26 protein-coding genes and 2 pseudogenes are annotated in these 25,820 nt (G+C 60.4%); 21 read left to right on the top strand and 7 right to left on the bottom strand.

The features are described 5' to 3' along the window. Positions 1 to 90: 90 nt before the first annotated feature. The 3 genes from FJ979_RS13485 to FJ979_RS13495 are packed head-to-tail and all read right to left on the bottom strand — an operon-like array spanning position 91 to position 3,476. Positions 91 to 495 (bottom strand): host attachment protein, encoded by a 405-nt coding sequence (locus tag FJ979_RS13485; protein WP_140581412.1) that lies wholly within the window; start codon positions 493 to 495, stop codon positions 91 to 93. Next, positions 458 to 2,398: a Na+/H+ antiporter NhaA gene (nhaA, locus tag FJ979_RS13490; protein WP_140581414.1), complete on the bottom strand. Its 1,941-nt coding sequence runs from the start codon at positions 2,396 to 2,398 to the stop codon at positions 458 to 460. Before nhaA ends, FJ979_RS13485 begins: the two co-directional genes overlap by 38 nt. After that, a complete protein-coding gene (locus FJ979_RS13495; protein WP_246679308.1) occupies positions 2,325 to 3,476 on the bottom strand; it encodes an ATP-binding protein in 1,152 nt (383 codons plus the stop codon). Before FJ979_RS13495 ends, nhaA begins: the two co-directional genes overlap by 74 nt. Positions 3,477 to 3,869: 393 nt before the next feature. Between FJ979_RS13495 and FJ979_RS13500 the strand changes: the two genes are divergently transcribed. The 8 genes from FJ979_RS13500 (at position 3,870) to FJ979_RS13535 (ending at position 10,915) form a co-directional block, all read left to right on the top strand. Further along, the gene (locus FJ979_RS13500) at positions 3,870 to 4,364 is read left to right on the top strand and encodes a redoxin domain-containing protein (protein WP_140581417.1); all 495 of its coding nucleotides are present in this window, start codon (positions 3,870 to 3,872) and stop codon (positions 4,362 to 4,364) included. 150 nt (positions 4,365 to 4,514) lie between these two features. Then, positions 4,515 to 5,648, top strand: coding sequence for a site-2 protease family protein (locus FJ979_RS13505; protein WP_140581420.1), 1,134 nt, complete (start codon positions 4,515 to 4,517; stop codon positions 5,646 to 5,648). Between the two features lie 459 nt (positions 5,649 to 6,107). Continuing rightward, on the top strand, positions 6,108 to 6,992 hold the full coding sequence (locus tag FJ979_RS13510) for a LysR family transcriptional regulator (protein ID WP_140581423.1): 885 nt from the start codon (positions 6,108 to 6,110) through the stop codon (positions 6,990 to 6,992). A 178-nt stretch (positions 6,993 to 7,170) separates the two neighbouring features. Next, entirely contained in the window at positions 7,171 to 7,725 is a 555-nt protein-coding gene (locus FJ979_RS13515; protein WP_140581425.1) for a DUF1003 domain-containing protein, read from the top strand. A gap of 147 nt (positions 7,726 to 7,872) precedes the next feature. After that, positions 7,873 to 8,478, top strand: coding sequence for a sulfite oxidase-like oxidoreductase (locus FJ979_RS13520; RefSeq protein WP_140581428.1), 606 nt, complete (start codon positions 7,873 to 7,875; stop codon positions 8,476 to 8,478). Further along, complete coding sequence (locus FJ979_RS13525; RefSeq protein WP_181171894.1) at positions 8,471 to 9,217, top strand: ferredoxin reductase; 747 nt, start codon at positions 8,471 to 8,473, stop codon at positions 9,215 to 9,217. The genes FJ979_RS13520 and FJ979_RS13525 overlap by 8 nt, the downstream gene beginning before the upstream one ends. 350 nt (positions 9,218 to 9,567) lie before the next feature. Continuing rightward, positions 9,568 to 10,254, top strand: coding sequence for an antibiotic biosynthesis monooxygenase (locus FJ979_RS13530; protein ID WP_140581431.1), 687 nt, complete (start codon positions 9,568 to 9,570; stop codon positions 10,252 to 10,254). Between the two features lie 172 nt (positions 10,255 to 10,426). Next, a complete protein-coding gene (locus tag FJ979_RS13535) occupies positions 10,427 to 10,915 on the top strand; it encodes an OsmC family protein (RefSeq protein WP_140581434.1) in 489 nt (162 codons plus the stop codon). Between the two features lie 178 nt (positions 10,916 to 11,093). Here the strand turns inward: FJ979_RS13535 and FJ979_RS13540 are convergent, their stop codons facing one another. Then, on the bottom strand, positions 11,094 to 11,639 hold the full coding sequence (locus tag FJ979_RS13540; RefSeq protein WP_140581436.1) for a peroxidase-related enzyme: 546 nt from the start codon (positions 11,637 to 11,639) through the stop codon (positions 11,094 to 11,096). 118 nt (positions 11,640 to 11,757) lie between these two features. Here FJ979_RS13540 and FJ979_RS13545 point away from each other — a divergent pair, with 118 nt between their 5' ends. From FJ979_RS13545 to tal, 10 genes are all read left to right on the top strand, one after another. Beyond that, complete coding sequence (locus tag FJ979_RS13545) at positions 11,758 to 12,705, top strand: LysR family transcriptional regulator (RefSeq protein WP_140581439.1); 948 nt, start codon at positions 11,758 to 11,760, stop codon at positions 12,703 to 12,705. A 127-nt stretch (positions 12,706 to 12,832) separates the two neighbouring features. Further along, a complete protein-coding gene (locus FJ979_RS13550; protein WP_140581441.1) occupies positions 12,833 to 13,537 on the top strand; it encodes a peroxiredoxin-like family protein in 705 nt (234 codons plus the stop codon). Positions 13,538 to 13,662: 125 nt separating this feature from the next. Then, entirely contained in the window at positions 13,663 to 14,598 is a 936-nt protein-coding gene (locus FJ979_RS13555; protein WP_140581444.1) for a LysR family transcriptional regulator, read from the top strand. After that, positions 14,595 to 15,326, top strand: coding sequence for a peroxiredoxin-like family protein (locus tag FJ979_RS13560; protein ID WP_140581447.1), 732 nt, complete (start codon positions 14,595 to 14,597; stop codon positions 15,324 to 15,326). Before FJ979_RS13555 ends, FJ979_RS13560 begins: the two co-directional genes overlap by 4 nt. Before the next feature lie 456 nt (positions 15,327 to 15,782). Then, positions 15,783 to 16,028 (top strand): hypothetical protein, encoded by a 246-nt coding sequence (locus tag FJ979_RS33455; protein ID WP_181171893.1) that lies wholly within the window; start codon positions 15,783 to 15,785, stop codon positions 16,026 to 16,028. 157 nt (positions 16,029 to 16,185) lie between these two features. Then, positions 16,186 to 16,638, top strand: a complete 453-nt coding sequence (msrB, locus tag FJ979_RS13570) for a peptide-methionine (R)-S-oxide reductase MsrB (RefSeq protein WP_140581450.1) — start codon at positions 16,186 to 16,188, stop codon at positions 16,636 to 16,638. A 2-nt stretch (positions 16,639 to 16,640) separates the two neighbouring features. After that, positions 16,641 to 17,153: a peptide-methionine (S)-S-oxide reductase MsrA gene (gene msrA, locus FJ979_RS13575; protein ID WP_140581453.1), complete on the top strand. Its 513-nt coding sequence runs from the start codon at positions 16,641 to 16,643 to the stop codon at positions 17,151 to 17,153. 239 nt (positions 17,154 to 17,392) lie between these two features. Then, positions 17,393 to 18,670, top strand: coding sequence for an ergothioneine biosynthesis protein EgtB (gene egtB / locus FJ979_RS13580; RefSeq protein ID WP_140581457.1), 1,278 nt, complete (start codon positions 17,393 to 17,395; stop codon positions 18,668 to 18,670). Between the two features lie 34 nt (positions 18,671 to 18,704). After that, positions 18,705 to 18,959 carry a DUF2171 domain-containing protein gene (locus tag FJ979_RS13585; RefSeq protein ID WP_140581460.1) on the top strand — a complete coding sequence of 85 codons (255 nt, stop codon included), beginning with the start codon at positions 18,705 to 18,707 and terminating at the stop codon, positions 18,957 to 18,959. A 116-nt stretch (positions 18,960 to 19,075) separates the two neighbouring features. After that, positions 19,076 to 20,104 (top strand): transaldolase, encoded by a 1,029-nt coding sequence (gene tal, locus FJ979_RS13590; RefSeq protein ID WP_140581463.1) that lies wholly within the window; start codon positions 19,076 to 19,078, stop codon positions 20,102 to 20,104. Between the two features lie 172 nt (positions 20,105 to 20,276). Here tal and FJ979_RS13595 read toward each other — a convergent pair whose 3' ends face one another. The 3 genes and pseudogenes from FJ979_RS13595 to FJ979_RS33460 form a co-directional block, all read right to left on the bottom strand. Continuing rightward, entirely contained in the window at positions 20,277 to 21,281 is a 1,005-nt protein-coding gene (locus tag FJ979_RS13595) for an AraC family transcriptional regulator (protein WP_140581466.1), read from the bottom strand. Positions 21,282 to 21,677: 396 nt separating this feature from the next. After that, positions 21,678 to 21,944, bottom strand: a pseudogene (locus FJ979_RS32850) (S16 family serine protease); the annotation flags it as partial. A 12-nt stretch (positions 21,945 to 21,956) separates the two neighbouring features. Beyond that, positions 21,957 to 22,388, bottom strand: a pseudogene (locus FJ979_RS33460) (L-histidine N(alpha)-methyltransferase); the annotation flags it as partial. Between the two features lie 182 nt (positions 22,389 to 22,570). Between FJ979_RS33460 and FJ979_RS13605 the strand changes: the two are divergent. Genes FJ979_RS13605 through FJ979_RS13615 form a run of 3 tightly spaced genes read left to right on the top strand, consistent with a single transcriptional unit; the run spans position 22,571 to position 25,541 of the window. After that, entirely contained in the window at positions 22,571 to 23,368 is a 798-nt protein-coding gene (locus tag FJ979_RS13605) for a gluconate 2-dehydrogenase subunit 3 family protein (RefSeq protein ID WP_140581469.1), read from the top strand. A 9-nt stretch (positions 23,369 to 23,377) separates the two neighbouring features. After that, the gene (locus FJ979_RS13610; RefSeq protein WP_140581472.1) at positions 23,378 to 25,138 is read left to right on the top strand and encodes a GMC family oxidoreductase; all 1,761 of its coding nucleotides are present in this window, start codon (positions 23,378 to 23,380) and stop codon (positions 25,136 to 25,138) included. A 25-nt stretch (positions 25,139 to 25,163) separates the two neighbouring features. Further along, on the top strand, positions 25,164 to 25,541 hold the full coding sequence (locus FJ979_RS13615) for a cytochrome c family protein (protein ID WP_140581475.1): 378 nt from the start codon (positions 25,164 to 25,166) through the stop codon (positions 25,539 to 25,541). Positions 25,542 to 25,820: the final 279 nt, after the last annotated feature.

Consider the following 25,820-nt stretch of genomic DNA (forward strand, 5'->3'; position numbering starts at 1 on the left):
TCGCGAGCAGTAGCCGTTGTCGGCAACTTTGAGTTATTCATCGCGATTATGACTGAGCTACTCTATGCCTCCGCCTTTCGGATCAATGCTTCAGGCGCTCGCGATCAGTGAGGCGATGTCCTCTAGCGAACGCCGGCTGAAGTCCTTCGCGAGCTCACTTATGATTTTGCTTTTCAGGCCGCGATCGAAGTGCTTTCGCATCTCGCCCAAGGTCCTGGGATCCGATACGATGACGAGGTGCTCTATCGTACCGTCGAGGCTGAGCTTGTTCAGGAACGCGGCCGTCGCAGCCGCGAAATCGTCCTCGGCGAGCCGCCTGCCATCGTGATTGTTCGATCCGTTGTGATGGCGCGCGCCAGACCCGGAGTTATGGGGCGCGGGCGGTGCCTCCGTTATCTCGACCAAATGCACTCCAGGTTTCACGCCGGTATTGTGGAACAGCCGGACCGTCTCACCATCAGCAACTGCTATCGTCGTACCTGTCGGTAGGATCATCTAGAAACCTCCTGTTCGCTATGCAGCGTAAACGTTTGGGGCATGAGCCGTGCTCGGAAGCGTCCTGCGGTACCTCTTCGTTGAGCTCTTGGTGGGACGCGCCCCAAAGCAGAATGGTTCCCATGACAGCCGAAAGAACCGACGCCGCGAAAACGGCGATCTTGGCGGCCGAGAATGCAGTGGCGTCTGGAAACGCTTGGCCCGCAATAAAGAGCGACATCGTGAAACCGATGCCCGCGAGTGCTCCCGCTCCAGCCAACTGCCGCCACGTATACCCTGATGGCTTGGCGGCTATGCCCGTGCGAACTGCGGCTACCGCCGCGAGAAAGACGCCGACCGGCTTGCCTACGGCAAGGCCGATTACGATCGCGGCCATGAGCCGACTATGTCCAACGAAGACACTCGGGTTGATTGCTACTCCCGCATTCACGAGGGCGAAGATCGGGAGGACCACATAGCTCGATCGCGCACCGGCGTGCCGCAGCAAGCGGTCGGCGGGCGACTCTAGCCTGTCGTAGATGGCGTCGAGCGCGTGTAGGGCGGGGGTGGAGGGGCCGTGCCTTAGAACCTCTCCCTCATGCCGGGCTTCGGACCCGATGATGGTGCTCGCTTGCATCATCAGAGCCTCCAGGTCGGCGGGCGGACGTGTCGGGATGAACATCGCCAGCACTACGCCAGCGAGCGTCGCGTGAAGGCCGCCGGCGTAAACGAAAGCCCACAGCGCGACGCCCATCAGAATGTAAGGCGAGAGAATATAGACCTTTGCCCGGCTCAATAGGGCCAGCCCGACGACCACCACGCCAGCGGCGGCCAGGTAGCCCGGGTGGATGTCGGTGGAGTAGAACAATGCGACGACGATGATCGCACCTATGTCGTCCACGATAGCGGCCGCAGTGAGAAAGATGCGCAGCTCGACGGGGACACGAGCTCCCATCACGGCAATTAAGGCCACCGCGAACGCGGTATCGGTCGCCATCGGAACGCCCCAACCGTGCGACCACGCCCCTGCGGGAATGACCAGCGCATACAGAAGCGCGGGCGCGATCATGCCACCGATAGCGGCCGAGATGGGAAGTGCGGCCGATGATCGGCTTGCCAGGTGGCCGACCGTCATTTCGCGCTTCACTTCCAGTCCCACGACGAGGAAGAACAACGTCAGCAAGCCGTCGTTGACCCAATGGAGGATCGACATCCGAAAGGATATCTCACCCACGCTCAGGCCGAGCTCTTGCCGCCAGAACGCCATGAATGCCGGTCCGATCGGCGAGTTCGTCAAAACGATTGCCGCGACAGTCGCAAGCACCAGCAGAATGCCGGCGGAAGGGCCCCAGCTCGCGAAATCAAGGGCGGCCGTACGGACGCGGTGGCCGAGGGTGCCAAGCATCGCGTCGACGAGAGAGCTCTCGTCCCACGGCCCGTCGTAGCGCCGCTGGTTGATGTAGAAGGTGGGCGTGAACCTCACGCCGCTTGCGCGGGAGCTTGCGATATCTGCCTCTACCCTTGTCCTTGCATGCCGCGAAGTGTCGTTGTCCGCAAAATTCGGGTCCACGCCGAGGTCGGCAGCCACCGCGAGGAGATCTTCCTCGGTAAGCTGCATTGATCTCGTCATCAGCTTGATGTGCGCGGCCCAGAATGCATCCCGTGTAGGCGCGAGTTCCGCGAGCACGGCGGCTCTGAAAGAAAGGTTGTTGTCCGTCAGTGGCCTATGTCGGAAGGCGTAGCACACGCGATCGCCAAGCTGATCCCGCGCCTGCGCGATACGCTCATTGGCCGCCCTGCAGTGTGGGCAGGCATAGCTGCCATACTCGACAAGCGTAATCTCGGCGTCGCTAGGGCCAAGCACGTGTTCCGTCTTGTGGTCGACCGGACGATCGAGACGGCCGGGCGGGGACGTGAGCTGCATCGCCGAACCATTCCTGCCGACTAAGACGTCGGTATTGCAGTCGCGGGTCGACGACGTGGAATACGCCGCCATCGGGCGACGGCGTGTAGGCAATCTCGGCAACGCCGCTAATGGGGAGCGCGGATGCCGCCACTCGAGGTAAAACGATCCTCACCGCCGTGCCGACTCCTGGTTCACTTTCTATGCGGATCGCGCCGCCTCGTCCCTCCGCGAAGCGGTAGACCTGGTAAAGGCCTAGACCGGATCCGCTCCCAACGGGCTTTGTGGTGAAGTACCGGATGGCCGCCTTCGAGAGAACGTCTTGTGGCATACCGATTCCGTCGTCGACCACGGCGATCTCGACGAACCCCGCCGCCGATCCGGCGGTCGCTTCGACGTTCCGCGCCAAAATGGTAATTGTGCCGCCCTTCGGCATCGCATCGGCCGAGTTCCGGCAAAGATTCAGCAAAGCGTAATATAACTCTTCGCAGTCGGCATTGATGGCCCATAGGTCGGAATCGATTGCGGTTCGGACCGCGACGTCTGGGTGCAACGCGCGATCGAGCGTTCCAGCCATCGCCGCAAGCCGACTGCCTGCCACCGACCCGTCGCTTGCGTTGCACTGCTGCCGCGCCGTGTCGAGAAACTGGCGACTGAGCATCGCACCTCTCGTGATAGCGTCCTGCAATCTGGAGACGATGGCCCGTCGGTGCTCGGCACTGCCCTGACGCTCGATGAGCCGCAACCCGCTGGCGATCACGGCCAGAACGTTATTGATGTCGTGAACGATGAACCGCGCTGGATCCCCCGTGGTGTGCATCTCCTGCTGCGGGCGAAGTGCGCTCATACCGCGCGTATCGTACCAACTGGTGTGGCACAAGACACCTGACACTTCGCCATTGGCCCCGATGACGGGAATCTCCACGCACCTGGATGCGAAGGTGCCGTTATTGTCGCCATCAGCGACCAGGTCTCTCGCACTGAACGCAGGCTGAACGCCGAGTGCAAGGCCGGCGCGGTCGCCCAATACGACAATGTCCTCCAGCCGCTCGCTGTCGAGGGTGCGAGGGCGCGATTCACTTGTCTCATTGATCTGCATTCCGAGCCTCCTGGCCTGCGATCGTTCGATGGAACGCCGACTACAGCCCGTAAGCGAGGGGCCGACGATTGGTCGAAGAGTGAGTTCACTGCGGCCTAAAGGAAAATCACCTCTCGCCATGGAGTTGATAGCCGTCTGTTATCGGAATGAACGCGGGCGCGCGGGTTGCTTATAGGCCGCGCTCGGCCAGGCTCCGCGTATGGCTCTTTGCGAGCCGACCCACAACGGCCGAGACGTTGCCGTCCGTTGTTCTCGCGACGGTCGCGGCATTACGGGGGGTTATGGAGACCATAGCTTTACCAGCGGCTTGCACGACAATAACGATTATGCGCGAGCGCGGTCAGGCGAATTGAAGGGCATGCAGCCGCCGCAATAAGAATTGCGAGAATAATCATGACTCAGAGCATCGCAGGACGACGTGCCCCTGAACTCGCGGTTCCTTATTGGATTGACGCGGATGGAATTGCGCGCCCGCCGCTGACCCTGAAGGAGCTCGGTGACCGGCACAGGCTTCTCTTTTTTTACCAGCACTGGTGCCCCGGTTGCCACTCGCGCGGCTTCCCGGCCTTGCAGGCATTGGTCAATGATCCGCGCATGAAGGATGTCGGCTTCGCCGCAGTCCAGACGGTCTTCGAAGGTGACTCCGTGAACACTCGCGACACGCTGCAGGTGGACCAGCAGCGCTACAGCCTCCGGATTCCCTTCGGATATGATGGGCGTTCGCCGCTCGGCGCCTATCCCTCCACGATGGAGAACTTCCGGACCGGTGGTACGCCATGGTTTGTTGCCATCGGGCCTGACGGGGTGGTCCTTCAGGATGGTTTCGATATCAACCTCAACCGGTTTGTCCGAGACGTCGCTGAAACCCGAGCGGGCCCGCGGCGTTGAGCGCCGGGGCTTGGATGCTTCCACCCATATCAATGCAAAGACGGTCTTGGCTGCTCGCCGCAGGGACACCCTGCTCGTCGATTGGACGGCAACGAAGTAGTGCGGGAAGCGCGTGCGCAATGACAGCAGAATTGATCGAGTGAGGCTTATATGTCCTGGTCGCTGAATATTGGAAGGGTCGCGGGAACCACCGTTCGCCTGCACATCACATTCGTTCTGTTTCTCGCGTGGATCTTCTTCGCGAGCTATACCGCGGGCGGCGCAACCATCGCCTGGAGCAGCCTGCTCTTTGTCGTGCTCCTTTTCTTGTGCGTGTTGCTCCACGAATTCGGGCATATCTTTGCCGCCAGGGCTTTTGGGGTTGCGACACCTTACGTGACGTTGCTGCCGATCGGCGGTGTCGCTCAGCTCGAGCGCATTCCCGAGGAGCCGTGGCAGGAATTCCTCATCGCGATCGCCGGCCCTGCGGTGAATGTGGTGATCGCGGGCGCCCTGATCGCCTTCGCGCATGCGGAGCCGCACGCAAGCGCCGCGATGGGCATCGACAACATGCAGATCCCTATTGTGGATCGGCTGGCCACGCTCAACCTGTTTCTCGCGCTGTTCAATCTCATTCCCGCCTTCCCGATGGACGGTGGTCGTGTGCTGCGTGCAGCGCTCGCGAGCCGGATGGGGTACGTGCGCGCGACCGAACGCGCCGCGGCAATTGGCCAGTTCACGGCCTTCGTGCTCGGCTTCATCGGACTCTTCCATAACCCGATCCTCGTCTTTATCGCTGTGTTCGTTTATCTGGCCGCCGCGTCGGAAGCACATTCGGTCGCCCTGCGCGCTGTCTCGCGCGGCGTGCCCGTAAGCCAGGCAATGCAGAGTCACTTCGTCACTCTGAAACCCGACGCCCACATCGAGGAAGCCGTAAACCTCGTCTTGCAAACCTCGCAGCGGGTTTTCCCGGTTGTCGACGTCAGAGGTAGTCTTGTCGGCGTGCTCGATCGCGCCAACACCCTTCAATTTGTGAAACAGGCGGGGACCGACGCGCGCGTATCTGACGCCTTGTCCGCTTCACCGGTTCTCACTGTGTCCAGTCGCGCCACCTTGGAGCAGGCGTTGAAGTTGATGCATGAGAATTCCGCCGCGACCGTTGGTGTTGTCGACGGCGCCGGCAAGCTGGTCGGTCTCGTCACAAGCGAGACGATCGCCGAGATGATGACGCTGGCGATGCTGCGAAAGGATCGGCCACGGTGTCCGATCGTCCAAGCCATGCGATCGGACACACCCAGGCAGTAGCATTCGAAATGGTGAGCTTGTCTCGCCGTTGCGCCGCGGCCGCACCTTCATCCTGGCGATTTCGCCGAGACAATCTTGTGCTGTGTCCAGATGCGCGGCGATGCCGTGGACCCCACCGCCATGGTTCACACTCCGTTGGCTGGCGGTACCGATAGCCACATGATGTGCACGAAAGCAATCGTCTCTCATTTTTTGAGAGACAATGTCTCGCAAATGTACGATTATACATAAAGTCGATAGGCGCTATTTTCTTGTAAAATGAACGGAGCCGCCGAGGAGACCGACGAATGCTTGGAAAGCCACGCTCGATAGCGCAACTTGCAGTTTTCGCTTCAGACGGGCGCCGAGGATTTTGGATCGCCGGCCTGGCCGCGGCGGTCGCTACCATGGTCGAATCGACCGAAACTGCGTCCGCCTACATCCAGGCCTTCGGCTAGCGCGGTGCGAGCGTACCGAGCGATGGGCGACCGACTATCAGCACTGAGATTATTTGTCCGGGCCGCGCGCGTCGGCAACTTTTCTCGTGCCGGTCGCGAGCTCGGTCTGTCGCAGCCCTCGGCATCCCGGCTGATCGCCGCGCTCGAGGAGGAGGTTGGCGCGACGCTCTTCAGCCGCACGACACGAGCGGTGACGCTGACGGAAGCCGGAGCCACCTATCTGATGCGCGTGGAGGCCATCCTGGGGGCACTCGACGAGGCCGACCACGAAGCGCGCGGAACGGGAGAGTTGCGCGGCTCTCTCCGCATCGGCACACCAATAAGCCTTGCGCTTAGGGAAATCATCCCACGCCTTCCCGCATTTGTGGAGCAGCATCCGGCACTGAAGGTCGAGCTTCGGGTGACTGACCGGTACCCGGACCTCGTGACCGAAGGGCTCGACGTGTCATTCCAGTTCGGCCCCCTCCCCGATTCGAGCGCGACCGCGCGCAAGCTCATTCATCAGCCGAGAATACTCACCGCATCCCCGGAATACTTGCGGAAGCGCGGCGCCCCGACGATGCCGTCGGACCTCGCTCACCACTCGGTGATCATCAGTCCGGCCCATCCCTCCCCGACGTTCTCCTTCCGCAAGGCCGGCCGTATCACCACCGTGCGTGTCGACAGCCAACTGGACATCACCACCAACGAAGTGGCCGTCGCAAGCGCGGTGGCCGGGCTGGGTATCGCGGCGTCGAGCGAAAACAGCGTGCGCCCGGAACTTGAGACCGGCAGGCTCCTTCGTGTGCTGGCCGACTGGGATTTCGGCTCGATGGAGGTGAATGCGCTCTTCGTCAGCGGAAAGGCCGTCAAGCCTGCCGCGCGAGTATTTACAGACTTCCTTCTCAAAGAACTTCGTGCTGCCTAGGATCGCTGCAGGTGCCGGTGCTTCACGGCATTCCCGGCAGTTATTGATACAATACCTTTACCCTGCCTCTTCCGAAACATAACGCTCACGGCGACGCGCGGCTGAACGACGCGATAATCAAACATCGGGAACGCCCGGCGGTGTCGGCCGTGCATTCGAGCGAAATGGTATTGGCAGCGTGAACGAGAAGCTAGAAGATCAGGACGGCATGGAAGAAGCCGAGCGCGACCTGCTCGCTGATCTCAGGCAAGCGCGCCGCTCACTTCGCCTTCAGGACATGGATGAGCCGACGGCCGTCGCGGGCATGTCGCTAGGGCAACGGATCGCGGACGCGGTCGCCACCGTGATGGGATCGTGGACCTTCATCATCATTCAGAGCCTGATCCTGTTCGTCTGGATCGCCGCCAACATCCTCGGCGCAATCAGGGGCTGGGATCCTTATCCGTTTATTCTTCTCAACCTCGCGCTTTCGTTCCAAGCGGCTTATGCCGCGCCAATCATCATGATGAGCCAGAACAGGCAACGGGATATCGATCGCAAAGCGGCCGAGAATGATTACCGCATCAATGTGAAGGCGGAGCTCGAAATCGAGCTGTTGCATGAGAAGATCGACCAACTGCGGGAGCGCGAGGTCCTTGAGCTAACGGAGGCCGTCAGGATGCTGACTGAGCTGCTGGAGCAGTCCACGTCAGGCAGATGTGGGGTCGACGCAGCTTCGGGACGATCATCATAACGCGCGGCTATCGACTCCATGGCGCGAGGTCATTTCTCTTTCGGCGCGGCCCGTTTCATTCTCGCCCATGCATTCGCGCCCGGCCCACGACAGTTTAGCGTTTTGTGCGGACCGGCGTATGTTTACCAAGGACAGAGGAAATCCGCCATGGTCACTCGTGGTTTCACAGGCCCGCAATCCGGATCGGACCTATCGGACCGGATCCCCCCGGGACAGCATCTCGTCGATAATTTTCCGGTGCTCACCGCCGGCCCCACGCCGCGCATCGAAACCGGGGACTGGACTTTCACGCTCAAGGTCGGACCTCGTCCGGTCAAGGTCTGGAATTGGTCGGAATTCAATTCCCTTCCAAAAACCAAGATGACGAGAGACATCCACTGCGTGACGTCGTGGTCGAAGCTCAATACGGCATGGGAGGGCGTGGCCATCGACGACATTCTCGCCGACGCCGGTCTTGGCGCTCCGACTTCTTTCGCGCTCGCGCATTGCTACGACGGATACTCAACCAACGTGCCCCTCGCGGACCTTGCGACGGGCAAGGCGATGGTCGCGCTTAAATATGAAGGGCAGCCGCTTCCGCGCGATCACGGAGGGCCGGCGCGCCTGCTTGTGCCTCATCTCTATTTCTGGAAATCGGCGAAGTGGGTGAACGGACTTCAGTTCACCCAACGGGACGAGCCCGGTTTCTGGGAGCTGCGCGGTTACCACGTGTATGGCGACCCATGGCGTGAGCAGCGCTATACGAATGACTGATGCGTTTTCGGCCACAGCGCGTTGGCAGAGCTGCGCGATTGTCGAGATTGTCGCGAGAACGCCAACCATCAAGAGCTATTGCTTCCGCCTCGCGAAATCGTTCGACTACAAGGCCGGCCAACACGTTGATGTCCGCTTGACTGCGCCCGACGGCTACACGGCTATGCGCAGCTACTCGATCGCTTCCGCCCCGGACGGTTCGGACGTGATCGAACTCGCCATCGAGCGCCTCGCGGATGGTGAGGTCTCGCCGTTTTTCCACGATGTCGCTCAGGTCGGCGATACGATCGAGCTTCGCGGACCACTTGGCGGGCATTTTCTTTGGCCCGGGCCGACCGAGAAGCCTGTGCTTTTGATTGGCGCCGGCTCCGGCGTGGTACCGCTTATGGCCATGATCCGGCATAGAAAAGCAAGCGGTGAGCATGTCCCGGTCGCACTGTTGCTTTCCTCGCGGACCTGGAACGACGTCCTGTTCAGGGATGAGCTCCTCGGACTCGAGAGTTCGCTGCCCGATTTCGCCTTTGCCTTGGCGCTGACCCGCGAGCCGGCAAAGCGTGGCAAGGATTTCAGCAGGAGAATCGACGCGGAAATGGTCGCCGATGTGACGAGGAGGCTGCCCGCCTCGCCTGGCGCTGTCTTCGTGTGTGGGTCAAATCCCTTCGTCAACATCGCGGCGGATGCCGCTCTCGCACTGGAGTTGGAGCCCGGGTTGATCAAGACCGAACGCTACGGTGCCTGAAAAGCGCTTCTTCTCGCGTACGACCGCTCCGCATCAGGCGAGATGCCGCAGTCAGCGGGATAATCGGCCGCGTCCAACCCATGCGAAAACGCAACCTAAACGAGAGGTTTAGAGAGCCTACTCATGCGTACGGTGAATTTATCAAATTCGACTGCAAGGGCTACCAGCCCAACCGGCAAAGCTCGATCCTCTTATTTGCGGTTGGAAGGCTCCAGCTTAGTTGTTGCCGGCCATTATCCATCTCGATCGCCATCGGCTGGAACCTTCGTCAACGCCGTGTCATGGCACGGGTCGGGTCACTTCGAAATCGAAATCAACAGCGTCACGGGTTATAGAAACGGGATACGGCCATGTTTTCAGTAATTTTCGAAGTTCTCCCAAACACTGACAAAAGGGACGACTACCTCGACAATGCCGAGAAGCTGCGTCCCGAACTGGAGCAAGAAGAAGGCTTCGTCGACAACATCCGTTACAAGAGCCTGATTCGTGAAGGCTGGATCCTTTCACTGTCGAACTGGCGAGACGAGAAGTCGCTGGTTCGTTGGCGCACCCGCATACATCACCACGAGCTCCAGCAGAAAGGCCGCGACGAAATCCTAGCCGACTATCGCCTGCGCGTTGGCCAAGTCACCGCCGACAATCACCTCCCGGAAGGGTACGCCCTTACGGAACAGAGGCTCGACGAGACGGAGGTCGGCGAGGGAACGACCGTGACACTGATCAACGCCTCTCGACCTGCACAGTGGAAGCAGACCAACAATCCATACGATTGCGCTGAATGGCTCGGCCTGAATCCCTTCGCCGCCGATAGCACGTCGTGGGACATCTTCGACGCCGTCCTCACACCCGGCGAGTTGATCCTCCTGATAACTTGGAAGGACGCCGCGGCCGCGCAAGCCTACGAGGACGCTTCTGCGCCGAACGACAAGGCGAGAATCCGGACGGTTCGCATCGTGCGGGACTATGGGAAATACGATCGGCGCGAGGCGCCACAATATTATGCGGACGCCACACGCGGAGACAGTCCGCACTCCTGACCGCCTGCAACGGGAGGATCTGTCCCTTGAGCGTTCGGCACGGCACTGCCGGAGAAGAAACGTGCACCAACGACTACCGATCTCGCGAGATGGCGGCAAGCGCTTGAAGTGAATGAGAAGTGTCTGTGACGGGCTCACCAGGGGTCCTGTCAGGATCTGAAAGGAGAGCAGGATGACGCATTCAGGCAGTGGTGGCACCCCCGGCCCACAGGCTGTGGTAGCGGGCGATCTAAATAGCGCCGATGCACTCAACGGGCGTGCCGGTGCATCGGAGTTCTCGATCGGCGCCGTGAACGGCGGGGCGGCTGGTGCGAATCCATACGAATTACTGAGCGCTTCGCTCGCTGCATGCACAGCGATGACGATACGATTCCAAGCGCAAAGGCGCAAATTCCCTCTGTCCCACCTCGAGGTGGCCGTGTCGTATCACCACGGTGAAGAGGGAGAGCGCGACGTGTTCGAGCGATCCATCGCGCTCGAAGGAAACCTGAGCAAAGATCAACGGGCCCAGCTGATGCAGGCCGCCGACCTGTGTCCTGTCGGGCGAACCCTCGGCCTCAGCGCCGACATCCGCACCAACGATAGCGTCAGCGTCGGGCCGGCAGCCAACTATGATGACGACCTGAGCGAGCTTCCCATTCCGAATATCGACCCGGATTAGCGCCAGGCAAGGTTCGCGCCGATTATCACAGAATTGCCGCGCTCGGTCTCGTGGACGCGCCGAAGCGCCCCGAGCCGCTACTGGACGCTTGGCGCCCGCGAGCAAACTAAGTTGGCATCGGAACTAGGAGGGCCGCCCGGCCATCCGCTGTTTCGGCCCAGCAATCGAATTCACCCCGCTAATCTGTCTTCGCGGGGCTGACCGCTGGAAAATCGATCGGGGTCCTTACCGCATTATTGATGAAATTGGTCAACAGGAACTGAGCGGTCAGCGCGATTATTTCGACGATGTTGGCATCGGTCCAGCCTGCATCCCTGACAGCTTCGAACTGGGCGTCGGAGACTTTGCCGCGCGTTTCGATGAGCGCCTTCGCGAAAGCAACCGCAGCCTTGCGTTTGGGGTCGCTGGAGCAGCCCTGACGGTTTAGCGCAATCTCCTCCGGGGGAATCTTCGCCAAATTTGTCGAGACGTAGCTGTGCGCGGCAAGGCAGTAATCGCAACCGTTAGCCTCCGAGACTGCTAGTGCGATCCCTTCCCGGGTCTTCAGATCGAGGGTCTTCGACACTGGCCCCATCAGCCCCGCCCAACCGCTGAGCGCATTCGGGCTTATGGACATGAGGCGATAGTGATTCGGCACAAACCCCAGCATCCTGTTGACGTTGTCGAGTATCGGCTGAGACTCGGCGGGTGCATCATCGCGCCCGGGAATAGCGATGCGGGACATTCTCTCTCCTCTCCATTCAAATCTGGCACGCTTGGCCTTCGAACCGCTGTGTAGCCCCTACCGCTCCACGACATAATCCGGTAATCGTGAGAAATGGCCTCTCGGAATGTGAGAGAAAATGGACCGGCTTGATGCAATGTCGATTTTGGTGGCGTCCGCCGAGGCAGGCAGCTTCTCGGCGGCGGGCCGGCAACTCGGCGTCCCGCTGCCGACGATCAGCCGGAAGGTTGCCGAACTTGAGACGCACCTCAACACCCAGCTGCTGGTTCGATCCACGCGGAAACTGTCGCTGACAGAGGCGGGCGTCGCCTACGTTGCCGCATGCAAACGCATCCTGGAACAGGTCGAGGAGGCCGAAACGCAGGCCGCCGGAGAATACAGCGTCCCACGCGGCACGCTTACGATGACCGCTCCGATTGTCTTCGGACGCCTGCATGTCGTACCGGTCGTGAACGAATTCCTAGCCCACTTCCCACAGATCAGCGTTCAATTGACGCTGTCCGACCACACGATCAACATCGTTGACGAGCATATCGACCTGGCGGTTCGAGTCGGCATGTTGCCCGACAGCACGCTCATAGCCACGAAAGTCGGCGATATCAGACGAGTAGTTTGCGGTAGTCCTGACTATTTCGCAGCTCATGGCGTCCCTAGAGCCCCCGAGGACCTATCGGAGCACATGTGCGTAACGTTCACGGCTCTCGCGGCCGGGATGACGTGGATCTTCAACCCGCGCGGCAAGGCCTCGAGGAGCGTCCGCCCCTATTGCCGGCTGAAAATCAACACCGCCGAGGCGGCGATCGATGCAGCGATCGCCGGTGTCGGCGTCACGAACGTACTCTCCTATCAGGTCGCGCGGGCGGTAGAAGCGGGGAAATTGAGGGTCATTCTCGAAGACTACGAGCCCGAGCCCACCCCGGTGCACATGGTGCATGCGGGGCTGGCGATCCTTCCCCTCAAGCTGCGTCGCTTTATGGAATTCGCCGCGCCTCGGCTGCGGAAGTCTCTTGCGGCGGATCTCGCTAAGGTTTCTGCACCAAAATCGAGCTCAAAAAGAAAGAAATAGCCGCCCCGTCCGAGGACGCTCATTCATGCACGACAAAAATAACTCAAACTCTCGTAGCAAGGCTACCCGACCCACACTACATCAGCGATTATGACAGCGGTATATCGCGCCGCGCGACGAGCCGAAGATGTTACTCCAGGACCAGTTGGACGCTGTTAAAGCCGCTGATTTGGCGAGGACCCCGCCAAATGTGACGCTCGTTCGGCAACGGGCGGTGGAAGCGCTTGCCGCCTCTGGACTGGCCGAGCGGGCTACGCAAGCCGGGGAGCAAGCCCCCTCGTTTCGGTTGCGTGACGGTAACGGCCGGGCGTTCTCGTCGCGCGAGGCGCTACGGCACGGCCCGATGGTCCTCGTTTTCTACAGAGGAAGGTGGTGCCCTTATTGCACAGTTGACCTTCGCGCGATCGAGTCAGCCTCTCGCGACATTCGCAGCCTTGGTGCCTCGCTGGTGGTCGTCTCGCAGCAGACCGCTGACAACAGCCTTGAGACGCAGAGGCGAAATGCCCTTTCATTCGCCAGCCTGGTCGACGCGGGGGGCAAGGTCGCGCACGCATTCGGCCTGCGCTGGAAGGCCTCCGACGAATTGCGTACCGTCGAGCAGGAATCAGGATTGGATCTCGCGACCTTCAACGGCGATGCGAGCTGGACGTTGACCATGCCCGCCCGGTACGTCGTGGCCCGTGACGGGACGATCGAGTATGCCGACATCAGCGTCGACTACACGCGGCGCGGCGACCCGTCCGAACTGATCCCGGTCCTTGCCCACCTCGCCGCGGGCGGCGGCCCATGTTCACGGGCTCCAGAAAGCGTGTCCGCGCGTCCAAACCAATAGACTGGGCCATTCCAACCTGTGTCGGTAAGTGGCATCCACGCGCCATGATTACGGCGTGCCCGGTCACGCCGTCGAGTGCAAAGGCTCGTCAATACAGACAGTCGCAACTTGACGGAGAACAACACATGGAGCTTCATCAGGTCCGTTATTTCCTCGCCGTCGCGTCCACCCTCAACTTCACCCGCGCCGCCGAGCAGTGCAATGTTACGCAGCCTGCCCTGACCAAGGGCGTGCAGAAGCTCGAGCATGAGCTCGGTGGCCAGTTGATCTACCGCGAGCGCCAGCTGACGCAGCTCACCGACCTCGGGAAAGAAGTCCTTCCGATGCTGGAGCGCACACTCGCTTCAGCACAGGCGGTGCGTCGCAGAGCGCAGGAGTTCCAACGCAAAGAGGTCGCCCCGCTGAAGATTGGCCTCGCCCCCTCGATCTCGGCGTCGCTCGTCGTCGATCCAATCGCGGAGATCGCAAAGTTCGTCCCCGGCCTTCACGTCGAGCTGCGCGAGGGTGCAGCAGACAAGCTCGTCAATCTGTTGCTTGAGGGGGAGATCAACGCCGCGATGGTCGGCGCCGTGCAGGATATGCCCGCCCGTATCGATGACTGGTCGCTGTTCGAGGAGCGCTACGTTGCAGTTCTCGCACCGACACACCAACTGGCAAACCGTCCGTCGATCAGGATCGACGACCTCCGAGAGACCGTCTTGCTCGATCGCGCCGGATGCGACGTCGCTCGAAAGATCCAACAGACCTATTTTCCTGATGAACCTCCCCATCTCGGCCACTGCAGCGGGCATGAATTGCACTTGCAGCACATGGCAGCGGCCGGCTTTGGCGTGATGCTCGCACCGGAACACATGCCGCGCCTTCCGACACTCAAGACCATTCCGCTCGAAGGCGATCAGGTTTCGCGGGAAGTCCGGTTGCTGGCCGTGCAGGGCCGCCGCTACTCGCCGGCACTGGACGCTTTCGTCAAGGTGGCGCGACTTCGCGACTGGTCTATCGACGTGCCCAATCGCGGCATGCCACAAGTAACGCTTCCGGAAGCGGCGGGCGTGGCGGCATGACCACGACGGGTATGCCGCCGGCCAACTGCTCCCATCCGATTAATCCGCAGTCTTACACTCCACCGATGTCAAACCAGACCGACCAGACACTCGCCCAGATACGCTCGGAGCTGTTGGCGACGTTCAGCGCCGCAGACTGGGAGTCATACAACCACCTCGTAGGCTGGCTTCGCGATACGGGCGTGGCATCGCACGCATTGAAGGTCGGAGACACCGCGCCGGACTTCCTTCTTCCGGACGCGGACGGCCGTCTCCACTCCTCGGAGCAACTACGCCGCGATGGCCCCCTCGTCCTGAGTTTCTTCCGAGGCGGCTGGTGTCCGTTCTGCACCGCCGAGCTGTGCGCGCTGCAGGCCGCGAAGGACGAATTCGAGAGCCTCGGCGCAACGCTCGCGGTCGTGACGCCCGAGACAAGGCAATTCCCGCGCCAGCTCAAGCAAAATCTCGGCCTGGATCTGAAGGTACTGTCCGACGTCGACTACGGGGTTGCGGTATCGTACGGCGTATTGTTCCGTGTGCCCGATGAAACCAAAACGCATTATTCCGGACTAGGGTTCGACTTCGGCGCTAGGCACGGTTCGCCAGTCTGGATGCTACCCATTCCCGCGACTTATATCATCGACACCGAAGGCCGAATCCGCAGCGCGTTCGTCGAACCGGACTTCACGATCCGGGAGGAGCCGACGCAGATCTTGGAATCGTTACGCCAGGTCGCCTCCACGTCGTAGCCGAAATTGGCTAACGTCTGAGGACCTGCGATCACGGAACGCGCGGGTCTCGGTGGGTCGGCGAAAGGGGGCCGGGTTGGTAGGATTCCAGAAGGTGCCCTGCGAAACCCCGTCAGCGGTTCGGCCCGCGGGGGCGCGATCCGCGTTGGGTACTGCCCACGTCCATTCTCGGCTCAAGTCTCGGGTTCATCGATAGTACAGTCGTCAACGTGGCGATCGGTGTGACGGCGTGCGTCACCCCGCTCACGACCGTAGTGCTGGACGCTGTCCCGAGCGACTTGGGCGGGTCGGCCTGCGGCATCAACAACGCAGCCGCGCGGCTTCGCGGCCTCGTTGCGATCGCAGCACTTAGATTTGCATTCGGTGGGACCTCCTCGTCCGATGTCGCATCGATCGCGGTCATTGAAGCCTATCGGCGCGTGATGTGGACTGCGGCCGATTGTCCGGAAGGTAACCGTGAACAAAAGCAACGACTTTATCGACCGGCATTTCGCAGGGCCGCAAAGTGCCCTCACCGGAGCTCAACCGGTAAAAATTGAAACTGACGAGATCGCCACCGGCGAGCTCTCGCGCAAACAGGCTTATGCGCTTTCCATCTTGCGACCTCCGCACGGTGACGCCATAGCGCAGACCCTCGTAAATGCCTTCGCCGTAGCCACTCGGTATCGCTGCGAGCGCCGATTCAAAGTCCTGTTCCAATAATTTCAGACCTCCCGTTTGGGGGCAAATGCCGTGACGCCCTGGGATTGAAGCACCTCTAACGGCGGCCCGCATGGCATGGTTTCGATAGCCGGTGGTGATTGGACGCTCGCCCACCCGATACTTATCTTCAGACCAGAACAAGAGAGGAGTTCCGCGAATGCCGACCTATAGGAAAAACCCGGAAGCGGTCTCGAAGCTGACTCCCGAGCAGTACCGCGTTACGCAGACGGATGGCACCGAACGCCCGTTTTCAAACGAATACTGGAACAACAAAGAGCCTGGTCTCTATGTCGACGTCGTTTCCGGCGAGCCGCTTTTCGCATCGTTCGACAAGTTCGACAGCGGCACCGGCTGGCCGAGCTTCACACGACCTCTCGAAGCTGCGAACGTCGTCGAGAAGGTCGACAGCTCGCACGGCATGATTCGCACTGGGGTCCGCTCCAAGCACGGCGACAGCCATCTGGGTCACCTCTTCCCCGACGGGCCGCGCGACAAAGGTGGTTTGAGATATTGCATGAACTCGGCCTCCCTACGCTTCATCCATCACGACCAGTTGGAGAGCGAAGGGTACGGCGAATACGCGAAGCTCTTTGCAAAACAGGAGGCCTGACAATGGCAGCGAATACGGAACGCGCGGTCCTTGCCGGCGGCTGCTTCTGGGGTATGCAGCAGCTGGTGCGGCGTTTGCCCGGAGTCGTTTCGACCCGGGTCGGTTACTCCGGTGGCGACGTCAAGAACGCCACTTATCGCAACCACGGCACGCACGCGGAAGCGCTCGAGGTCATTTTCGATCCGCGCAAAACAAGCTTTCGCGACTTGCTGGAGTTTTTCTTCCAGATCCACGACCCCTCCACGCCGAACCGCCAAGGAAACGACCGTGGAGCCAGCTACAGATCCGCAATCTTCTATACCAATGACGAGCAGAAACGTGTCGCCGAAGAAACCATCGCGGACGTCGAGGCGTCAGGGCTGTGGCCGGGCAAAGTCGTGACGGAACTATCCCCTGTTGGCGATTTCTGGGAGGCGGAGCCCGAACACCAGGATTACCTGGAGCGTTATCCGAGTGGCTACACCTGCCATTTCGTTCGGCCGGACTGGAAGTTGCCGCGGAGAACCGCCGCCTGAGGGCCGTCTCACGCTTTGAGGCGCTGCGGACACAGTGGAACTGCATGTGCTCTGCAGCTCGTTCGACAATCATCCTCGCCGCCCGCTGTAGGGTCGCTCGAAGCGCGACAAGGTGGCGAGGATTGGACGGTTGGACACGGCTTTAAGATTCTCGACTTCCGAAAATTGCATGGCGTTTAGTCCGCGCGGTGCCATGCCCGTTGCGATAGCTCATTCCGAATTCATACTGAGGACTTGCAATGGCTTCTGCGCATCTTTTCCAATCGTCACTTCAACCCTCTGACCTTGAGGGGTTCTACCGCGAAGTCCGGCACACGAGCGAGGCGCTCGGCGAGCCTCTGTCCGACGCCGATGCGACTGTTCAATCGATGCCCGATGCGAGCCCCGCAAAGTGGCATCTCGCACATACTACCTGGTTTTTCGAGGCGATGGTGCTCTCGCGTTATGTGAAGGACTACAAGCCCTTCGACGAGAAGTTCACGTTTCTCTTCAATTCGTACTACGAGACGCTGGGAGCGCGACAGCCGCGTCCGCGGCGCGGCATGGTTACGCGGCCGACGTTGGATGAGATCTACGCCTACCGGTCACATGTCGACCACGCCGTTGCGAAGCTGCTCAACTCTCGCCCAGCCCGTGCGGTTGCAGAACTGATCGAGCTCGGATGCCACCACGAGCAACAGCACCAGGAACTCCTGCTCACGGACATCCTTCATCTGTTCGCGCAGAATCCAATCCGGCCGGCTTATCGTGACCCTGCCCCGGTGACGGTCGAGACCGCAATGCTTCCCGCCCTCTCCTTCACCGACTTCGATGGAGGAATCGTCGAGATCGGCCATGGCGGCGCGGGTTTCGCCTTCGACAGTGAGGGACCGCGACACCGCGTATTGACGGAGCCGTTCCGCCTCGCCAATCGCCTGGTGACCAACGCAGAGTGGATGGAATTCATCGAGGACGGCGGCTACACCAAGCCACTTCTGTGGCTGTCCGAAGGTTGGGCAAAAGTCCTGGCCGATCGCTGGTCGCATCCGCTCTACTGGGAGATGCGCGAGGGACAGCATTGGACGATGACGCTGCGAGGCTTCCAGTTGGTCGACCCGACAGCGCCCGTCGCACATGTCAGCTACTTCGAGGCCGATGCTTTCGCCACGTGGTCTGGAAAGCGGCTGCCGAGCGAGGTGGAATGGGAAGTTGCGGCGCAGAAGCTCGACGTCGACGGTAATTTCCTCGATCTCAATAGGCTTAGGCCAAAGCCGGCATCGCCGCAGAAACCAGGCTTGCAGCAGCTGTTCGGCGACGTTTGGGAGTGGACGCGCAGCCCGTTTTCGCCTTACCCGTGCTTCCGAGCGGTCGAAGGCGCCGTCGGCGAATACAATGGCAAGTTTATGTCCGGGCAGTTTGTTTTGCGCGGCGGCTCTTGTGTCACGCCGCCCGGACACCTCCGTGCGACCTACCGCAACTTCTTCCCTGCGCACATGCGTTGGCAGTTCGCGGGCCTCCGCTTGGCCGAAGATGCGTAGCCCCAAAGGAATCGATGCAAAAAGGAGAGACTCGATGACCACGGACAAGATAGCTCGGAACATGGAAGTGATCGGCGCGGACGGCGTCCACATTGGCACCGTGGACGCAGTTGTCGACGGTCGCATCCGACTCGCCAAGCGTGACAGCGGCGAAGGCCAGCACAAGGGCCATGCACATTTCATCGATGCTGGTCTGGTCGCCGACATCGAGGGGCAGAAGGTTCGCCTTTCAGCGAATGCGGCCGTTGCGGTGACATTCGAGGAAGAACAATCGGGCAAGCCGGTCTAAAAACAGAGCCCCTTAATCGTGACAACGCCGAACTCGGAGAACAGCGGCCTCGCTCGGTGAGAGAAACGGCATTGCGGTGTGTCTTCGGCTCGGACCAACATGAGAGGAAGACGGCCTTGGCGTCAAAACTTGATCAGCTCCGCACAATGACCACGATCGTCGCTGACTCCGGAGATTTCGCGGCGGTCGCACGTCTCAAGCCGACCGATTGCACGACGAATCCAACGATAGTTCTGAAGGCCATTGACACTCCGGAGTACGGGAATGTTGTCGATGAAGCGTTGGCCTGGGGACGGAGCCAGAGCGGCGACGGTGCGCGACTTGCTGCAGCGACGGCCGATCGGCTCGCTGTGTCCATCGGTGTCGAACTGTTGCGACTCGTGCCAGGCTACGTGTCGACCGAAGTGGATGCGAACCTCTCGTTCAACATCGGGGCATCAGTCGCAAGAGCGCGTCAGATCATCGAAGCCTACAAGCAACGTGGCATCGAACCCGAGCGCGTTCTTATCAAACTCGCTTCGACATGGGAGGGCATACGCGCTGCACAGATCCTCCAAGGCGAAGGCGTGAAATGCAACATGACGTTGCTATTGAACCGTGCACAGGCAATCGCCAGCGCCGAGGCAGGTGCCTTCCTGATCTCGCCATTCGTAGGCCGCATCTATGATTGGCACAAGAAGTCCTCCGGAAGGGACTTCACTGCCGACGAGGACCCTGGAGTTCGATCCGTGCGGGACATCTACGGCTACTACAAATCAAACGGAATCGAGACGATCGTCATGGGCGCGTCGTTCCGTAACACTGGCCAAATCGAAGCGTTGGCCGGATGCGATCGCCTTACGATCGCGCCGGCCCTTATGGATGCCCTTGCTTCCGAAGAAGGCCGGATCAAACGTGTCCTGGCGCCCACGGCCCCGGAGCCACGTTCCTTGCGAACGGCGGAAGACGAAATCTGCCATTGGTTCGTGAGCGAAGACGCCGTCGACCTAAAACACCTAGCCCCCGAAGGGCCGATGGACGAAACAACCTTTCGGTGGATCATGAACGAAGACGCCATGGCGACCGAGAAGCTGGCGGAGGGTATTCGCGTTTTCGCGAATGACTTAAAAGTTCTCCGCCGCAGGATTGCCGAACGTCTTCTTTGAGCTCCATGACGCCGCCACACCCGAGAGCGTTTGCGTTGCCCGCGTAATCTTGCCGTCCACCTTAATAGTTTGAGTTTCGAGCCGTCCGATACCGATCGAAACGACGGATGGAAATTGCACGAAGCGCATCGCGCAATGACTGCATCTATGCACCCGCCGCTTGAAGTCCAGCTTAGGCTGCATCCGATTCCTCGATCACGTCATCGGCTGTCGTCGAACTGACAAACGGAGGTCGCTGCGCCTTGGCACGGTATTCAGACGGGTCATCACCATGTTGTCTGCGGAAAGCACGCGTGAAGCTGCTACGGCTCTGGTAACCGGCATTCAACGCAACTTGATCGATAGACAGCGCGTTTGCCGCAAGCAGATCCGCTGCGTGACGCATCCGCACCCGGCGAAGCAATGACATCGGCGACTCTCCGAAGGCGGCGGAAAAACGCGCCATGAAAGCAGATCGGCTGAGACCGACAGCGTGAGAGAGGCTCTGAACGGTGTGCGCCGCGGACGGGCGCGAGGCCATTTCGGCAAAAGCTCGTGCGATCGGCGGATCGCTTAAGTTTGTAAACCGTTCGACCCACGCGTTCGTCGACACCAGGCATCGCCGAAGTAAGGTGATGAGGACAAGTTTCAGCAGTGCCGTCGACATGGGCCCCCCACCAACGTCCTGGGCCGTAAGCTCTGCCATTGCATAAGCCATAACCTGGTCGAGTTGGTCGTGCACGTCGAATTCTTCGACAATGGGCGTCGCGAGAGAAGCGAACAAGTCGAGCGCCGGACCGTAGTGCGCGCGAAAGGGCCCGCATGCGAGCACCAGTTTCGGCTCTCCCTCTCCAATGCTGTGCCGCTGCGAAGAGCCTAGTGTGGATCCGCCCACTCCGTGTTTGCCCCCATTCCGCGGCGCTATCGGATGCTCCGACGCAGTGATCGTGACAGCTTGGCCAGGGGGGACAATCACCAGTGTGTGAGGTGTCAGGCGTATGGGCGCTTCATTGTCAAGGAGGATAAATCCGGTGCCCCGAAGGCAGTAATGGATGGTCGGAGCCGCCGCGCGGGCAAGCGCCAGGTGAGCGTCCGCCGCAAGCGCGCATTCCGACAGCCTGACGAAGGTGACGTCCAAGGTCGTCATCAACTTGTCGAGATCTTGTCGCGATATACGCCAGAACGGCTCGCCTGCCACGTCCGGAAGCCTCTATGATGCTCGGGCCCACATCAGCTTGGCTCTGGGACAGCGGGTCGATGCCATCTCACGCAGGCAGCCTACTGCAACTGGGCGAAGGGCCGTTCCGCGCTCCAACCTGATCTGGGATTTGATCGGTTTAGTCTTCGTTGCCTTCAATTGAAGACGCTAGACAATCACCCAGTTGCGGTCGATGGAGTAGTGATTGCCGCCGAATTTGATATATTCAGCCGCAACATGAATAGTCTGGCTGAGCGTCGCGATGACGGGCAAAACTCAATGAATCCACCGGAGCTAATGCCGACGTTTCGTCAGGGACACCTCGCGTTGATCCCTCGCGGAGCATTCGATCGACCCATCCTGGCGCAGCGGCGCCGGTGATTCAGGGGCGGATCATCACTGCGCCCGCCGCGCGGCAAGCGGCACCTGCTGGGACTGCGTCGCCACATCTGTCGCCGACGCGGCTGGATTTGCAATCTCCTCCAACGCCGCTGCTATTGCGTCGTCGACACGTTCAAGCCAAACGAACTCGAGCTTATCTCGAGCGCCGGCGGGGATATCATCGAAGTCGCGTCGGTTGCGGGCGGGTGGAAGCACGCGAGTCAAACCTGCAGCTGCAGCGGCGACAACCTTCTCCTTGATCCCACCTACGGGCAACACGAGTTGCCGCGTCCGCAGGATCGATGGCTCCGCTCGCGTAGGATAGTAGTCTTCAAGGCGCGTGATGTCTTCGAACAGTGAGCCCCGCTCGTCATACAGCCAGCGGCACGGGATCGCCTTTTGACGGCGGGACAGTCCCTCGCCCACACCGGATCGAATGAGGCTGTTGTCGGTATCGGACAGCGTTGCAGTCAGATTGTCCATCGACGCGTTCATCCTTAAAGGGCCTGACGGGAGTGCCGCGGGCCGTGCGCCGCCGCGGACTAAAAATACGGCGGCAAATCGCGCCGCTAATCCACAATCCGTCGCCGTTCGTCCAGACACATAACAAGCGCCCCAATCGCAGTGGGCTTGTCCGGAAAAATCCAGAGATCGACGAGTTTGAGATGGCCCGCGACAGATCAGGCAAGGGTTCGAACGACGATACCTGGCGCCTATCGAAAGCATGTCCAAAGGGAATTTCTAATTCCGCCCGTCCCGTCCGATCCTGACAACGATTGGCCGGCTGAGCACAGGCGGTCAACGCTTCATTCAGACTGCCGCGTGGAGCCTCCGCGCCATGCATGGGCTAGAGTCCGTTATGGGATCACGTGGTTTTGCCACGACCAAGAAAGTGAACCGCAACGCCAATGAGCAATGATCAGAGCGACAAATTTCTTCATCCGAACCGTCGGGGCTTCCTCGGCGTGGCAGCCGCCACCGGAGCCGCTTCGCTCGCTCCGGCCATTCTCGTAGGTTCAACCGCGACGACCGCGGCTCTCGCGGAAGCATCCGAGCCTGTCTCCTCCTCCCAGGCCGGAGATGCTTCCGCGAGTATTCCTTCAGCGAGGCTGCCGTCGCCAACACTCGGATATCTATCGTTCGGCCCTGACGAGGCGGGCCTGGTCGAGGCGATTGTCAATGTCATGTGTCCTGCCGACGCTTTAACACCAGGTGGCGTCGATTGCGGGCTTGCTGTCTATATCGATCGACAAATGGCAGGCAGCTTCGGCAAGGGCGCGCGTCTTTATATGCGCGGCCCCTGGCACGAGGGTAAGCCTCAGCTTGGGTATCAATCGCCGCTCACGCCCGAGCAGTTTTTCAAGGCAGGGCTCGCTGCCGCAGATGCGGCCTGCCGAAAACAGAATGGCAAGAGTTTTAGCGAACTCGATGAGAGCGCTGCCGACCATTTTCTCCATGAAATTGCCGAGGGGAAGGTGGTGGACGAGCGCATCCATCTCTCGACATGGTTCAACGAACTCCTCTATCCGCTGTTTGAGCAAGCGTGCTTTGCCGACCCCATCTACGGCGGCAATGTCGGCAAGATTTTCTGGAAGGCAATTGGCTATCCGGGTCTGCCTGCGGTTCATTCCCAAGACATGATCGATTTCCGCGGCAAGCCCTTTCCAGGCGCTGCTGACCCGAAATCCATCGCCGACTTCGCTTGAGAGGATATCATGGCTACACGCTTGAAACGCCGCGCTGTCGTGTTCGTCGGCGGAGGATTTACCGCGGCGCTTGCCGCCCGCCAGCTAACTGCCAAAGGCGTCGACGTCGTCGTCCTCGAACGGGGGATCGACCGGACCCATACCGCTGCCACCAGCCTGCCGTCGCAGCGTGATGAGCTGCGTTGGGACGTACACGGCGAGCTCTTTCAGGACTGGTCCGTCCAGACTTACACGCTCCGCCACAATGGCGGCGAAGCGGCCTTGCCGATACGCCGCGTCCAGGCTTTCAAATCAGGCGAAGGAATGGGTGGCGCCGCCAATCACTGGAACGGTCAGACCTGGCGCTGGGGCGAACATGATCCCGCCCTGCGCACCCATCTCGAAAGCCGGTATGGGAAGAAAGCGATTCCGGCGGACATGGCGATCCAGGATTGGGGCGTCACTTATGCTGAGTTGGAATCGTATCACGATCAGTTCGAAAAGCTGTTCGGGATCGCCGGCAAGGCTGGCAATCTTGGCGGCAAGGTGCAGGCCGGGGGAAATCCGTTCGAGGCTCCAAGGAAGAACGAATATCCGCAAAAGCCATTGCCCATCACTGAGGCGGGCGTGATCTTCAGCGAGGCAGCCAAAAAGCTCGGCTACAAGCCGTTTCCGATGCCGGCGGCGAACTCTCCGGCCGCCTACTCCAATCCCGATGGCATGCAGCTTGGCCAATGTCAGTTCTGTGGCCATTGCGAGCGCTTCATCTGCGAGGCCAACGCGAAGGCGAGCCCGGAGGTCTTGCTCTACCCCATGCTAAGACAGCGCAAGGGCTTCGAGTTACGGCTGCAAACGCACGTTCTCGACATTCTTTATGACAAGAAGGCAAAGCGCGTAAAAGGCGTTCGCTACATCGATCGCGTAAGCGGCGAGGAGTACGAACAGCCGGCAGACGTTGTCGTACTCTCTTCCTTCACGATGTCGAATACCAAGTTTTTGCTGATGGCAGGCATCGGTGCGGCTTACAATCCGAAGACCGGCAACGGCGTGGTCGGCAAGAATTTCTGCCACCAGACGATGTCCGGGACGCGCGTCTTCTTCAAAGACCGCTGGATTAATCCGTTCCTGGCGTCCGGTGCCTCACAAACGGTGATCGACGAATTCAACGGCGACAATTTCGACCATAGCGGCCTCGGCTTCCTTGGCGGTGGCTACATCTACGCCAACGTGACGAACGGGCGGCCGATTACAAGCCGGGCAGTGCCTCCGGGCACCCCGAAATGGGGCTCGACTTGGAAGAAAGCCAACGCCGATTGGTATGCGCACAATTTCAGCATATCAGCCCATGGAAGCTGGTATCCGCATCGTGAGAACTACGTCGATCTCGATCCGACCTATGTCGATGCCTATGGACAGCCGCTCCTTCGCATGACGTTCGACGTACGCGAGAACGAACGCAAGATGTCGGTCTATTTGTCGAAAAAGATCGATGAGATCGCAAAAGCGACGGGCGCGGACATCGCGCCGCCGACAGCTCCCCGGACGGGACCTTATGATAGCCGCGTCTATCAAACGACCCATATTACTGGCGGCACGATCATGGGAAGCGACCCCCTGACCAGCGTCGTCTCCCCTCATCTGCAGCACTGGGATGCGGAGAACCTCTTTGTCGTCGGTGCATCCGTCTATCCCTTTAACGCCGGCTACAATCCCACAGGTCCGCTTGGAGCGCTGGCGCTTCGCCTTGGCGATGACCTCAATGATTACGTCGCGCGGCCGCGCCACCTCTAATCGTCATCCACGAAGGGCATTCTCTATGAAAGGCGTTGGCAATATTGCCGTGTTTATAATGGTTGTCGGGCTTGCCGACGTGACAGCGAACCGAGGCTATGCGCAGGACGTGGAGCACGGAAAGGTCGTCTTCAAGGCCTGTGCTGCATGCCACGCGACGGATCATGCCAATCGTGTTGGGCCAGGTCTGGGAGGCGTCATCGGCAGGAAGGCCGGTTCGGTTGCCGGATTCCGCTACAGCAATGCGATGAAGAAGTCCGACATCGTGTGGGACGTGAAGATCCTCGATGCGTATCTGGAATCACCACAAAAAGTCGTTCCCGGAAACAGAATGCCCTATGCGGGGCTGAAGAATTCCGAGGACCGAGCGGACCTCGTTGCCTATCTGGCTACGCTGAAGTAGAGGCGATGGTCCGCGCGCAGGGGCGGTTGTTGATCCCGGCGCCCGACCACCTGTTCCAATTGCCGCTGCGTATCGTTTTGATAGTGCCGGGGAATGGCGCGGTGCCTGTCTCCCTCGCCTTCGCGAGTTGATCCCGTTTGCACGCAAGGCGCCGCTTCGCATTCGGCAGCGCACGGCAATAACGGCCGTCTATCGACTCTATGGCGAGAGGTGATTTCCCTCGCTGGCGTTGGAACGTCACTTTCTCAGCTAGATGGCCAGAACGCTTCCAACGGCCGG

This window comes from Mesorhizobium sp. B1-1-6 (assembly GCF_006443035.1).
Taxonomy (GTDB): domain Bacteria; phylum Pseudomonadota; class Alphaproteobacteria; order Rhizobiales; family Rhizobiaceae; genus Mesorhizobium.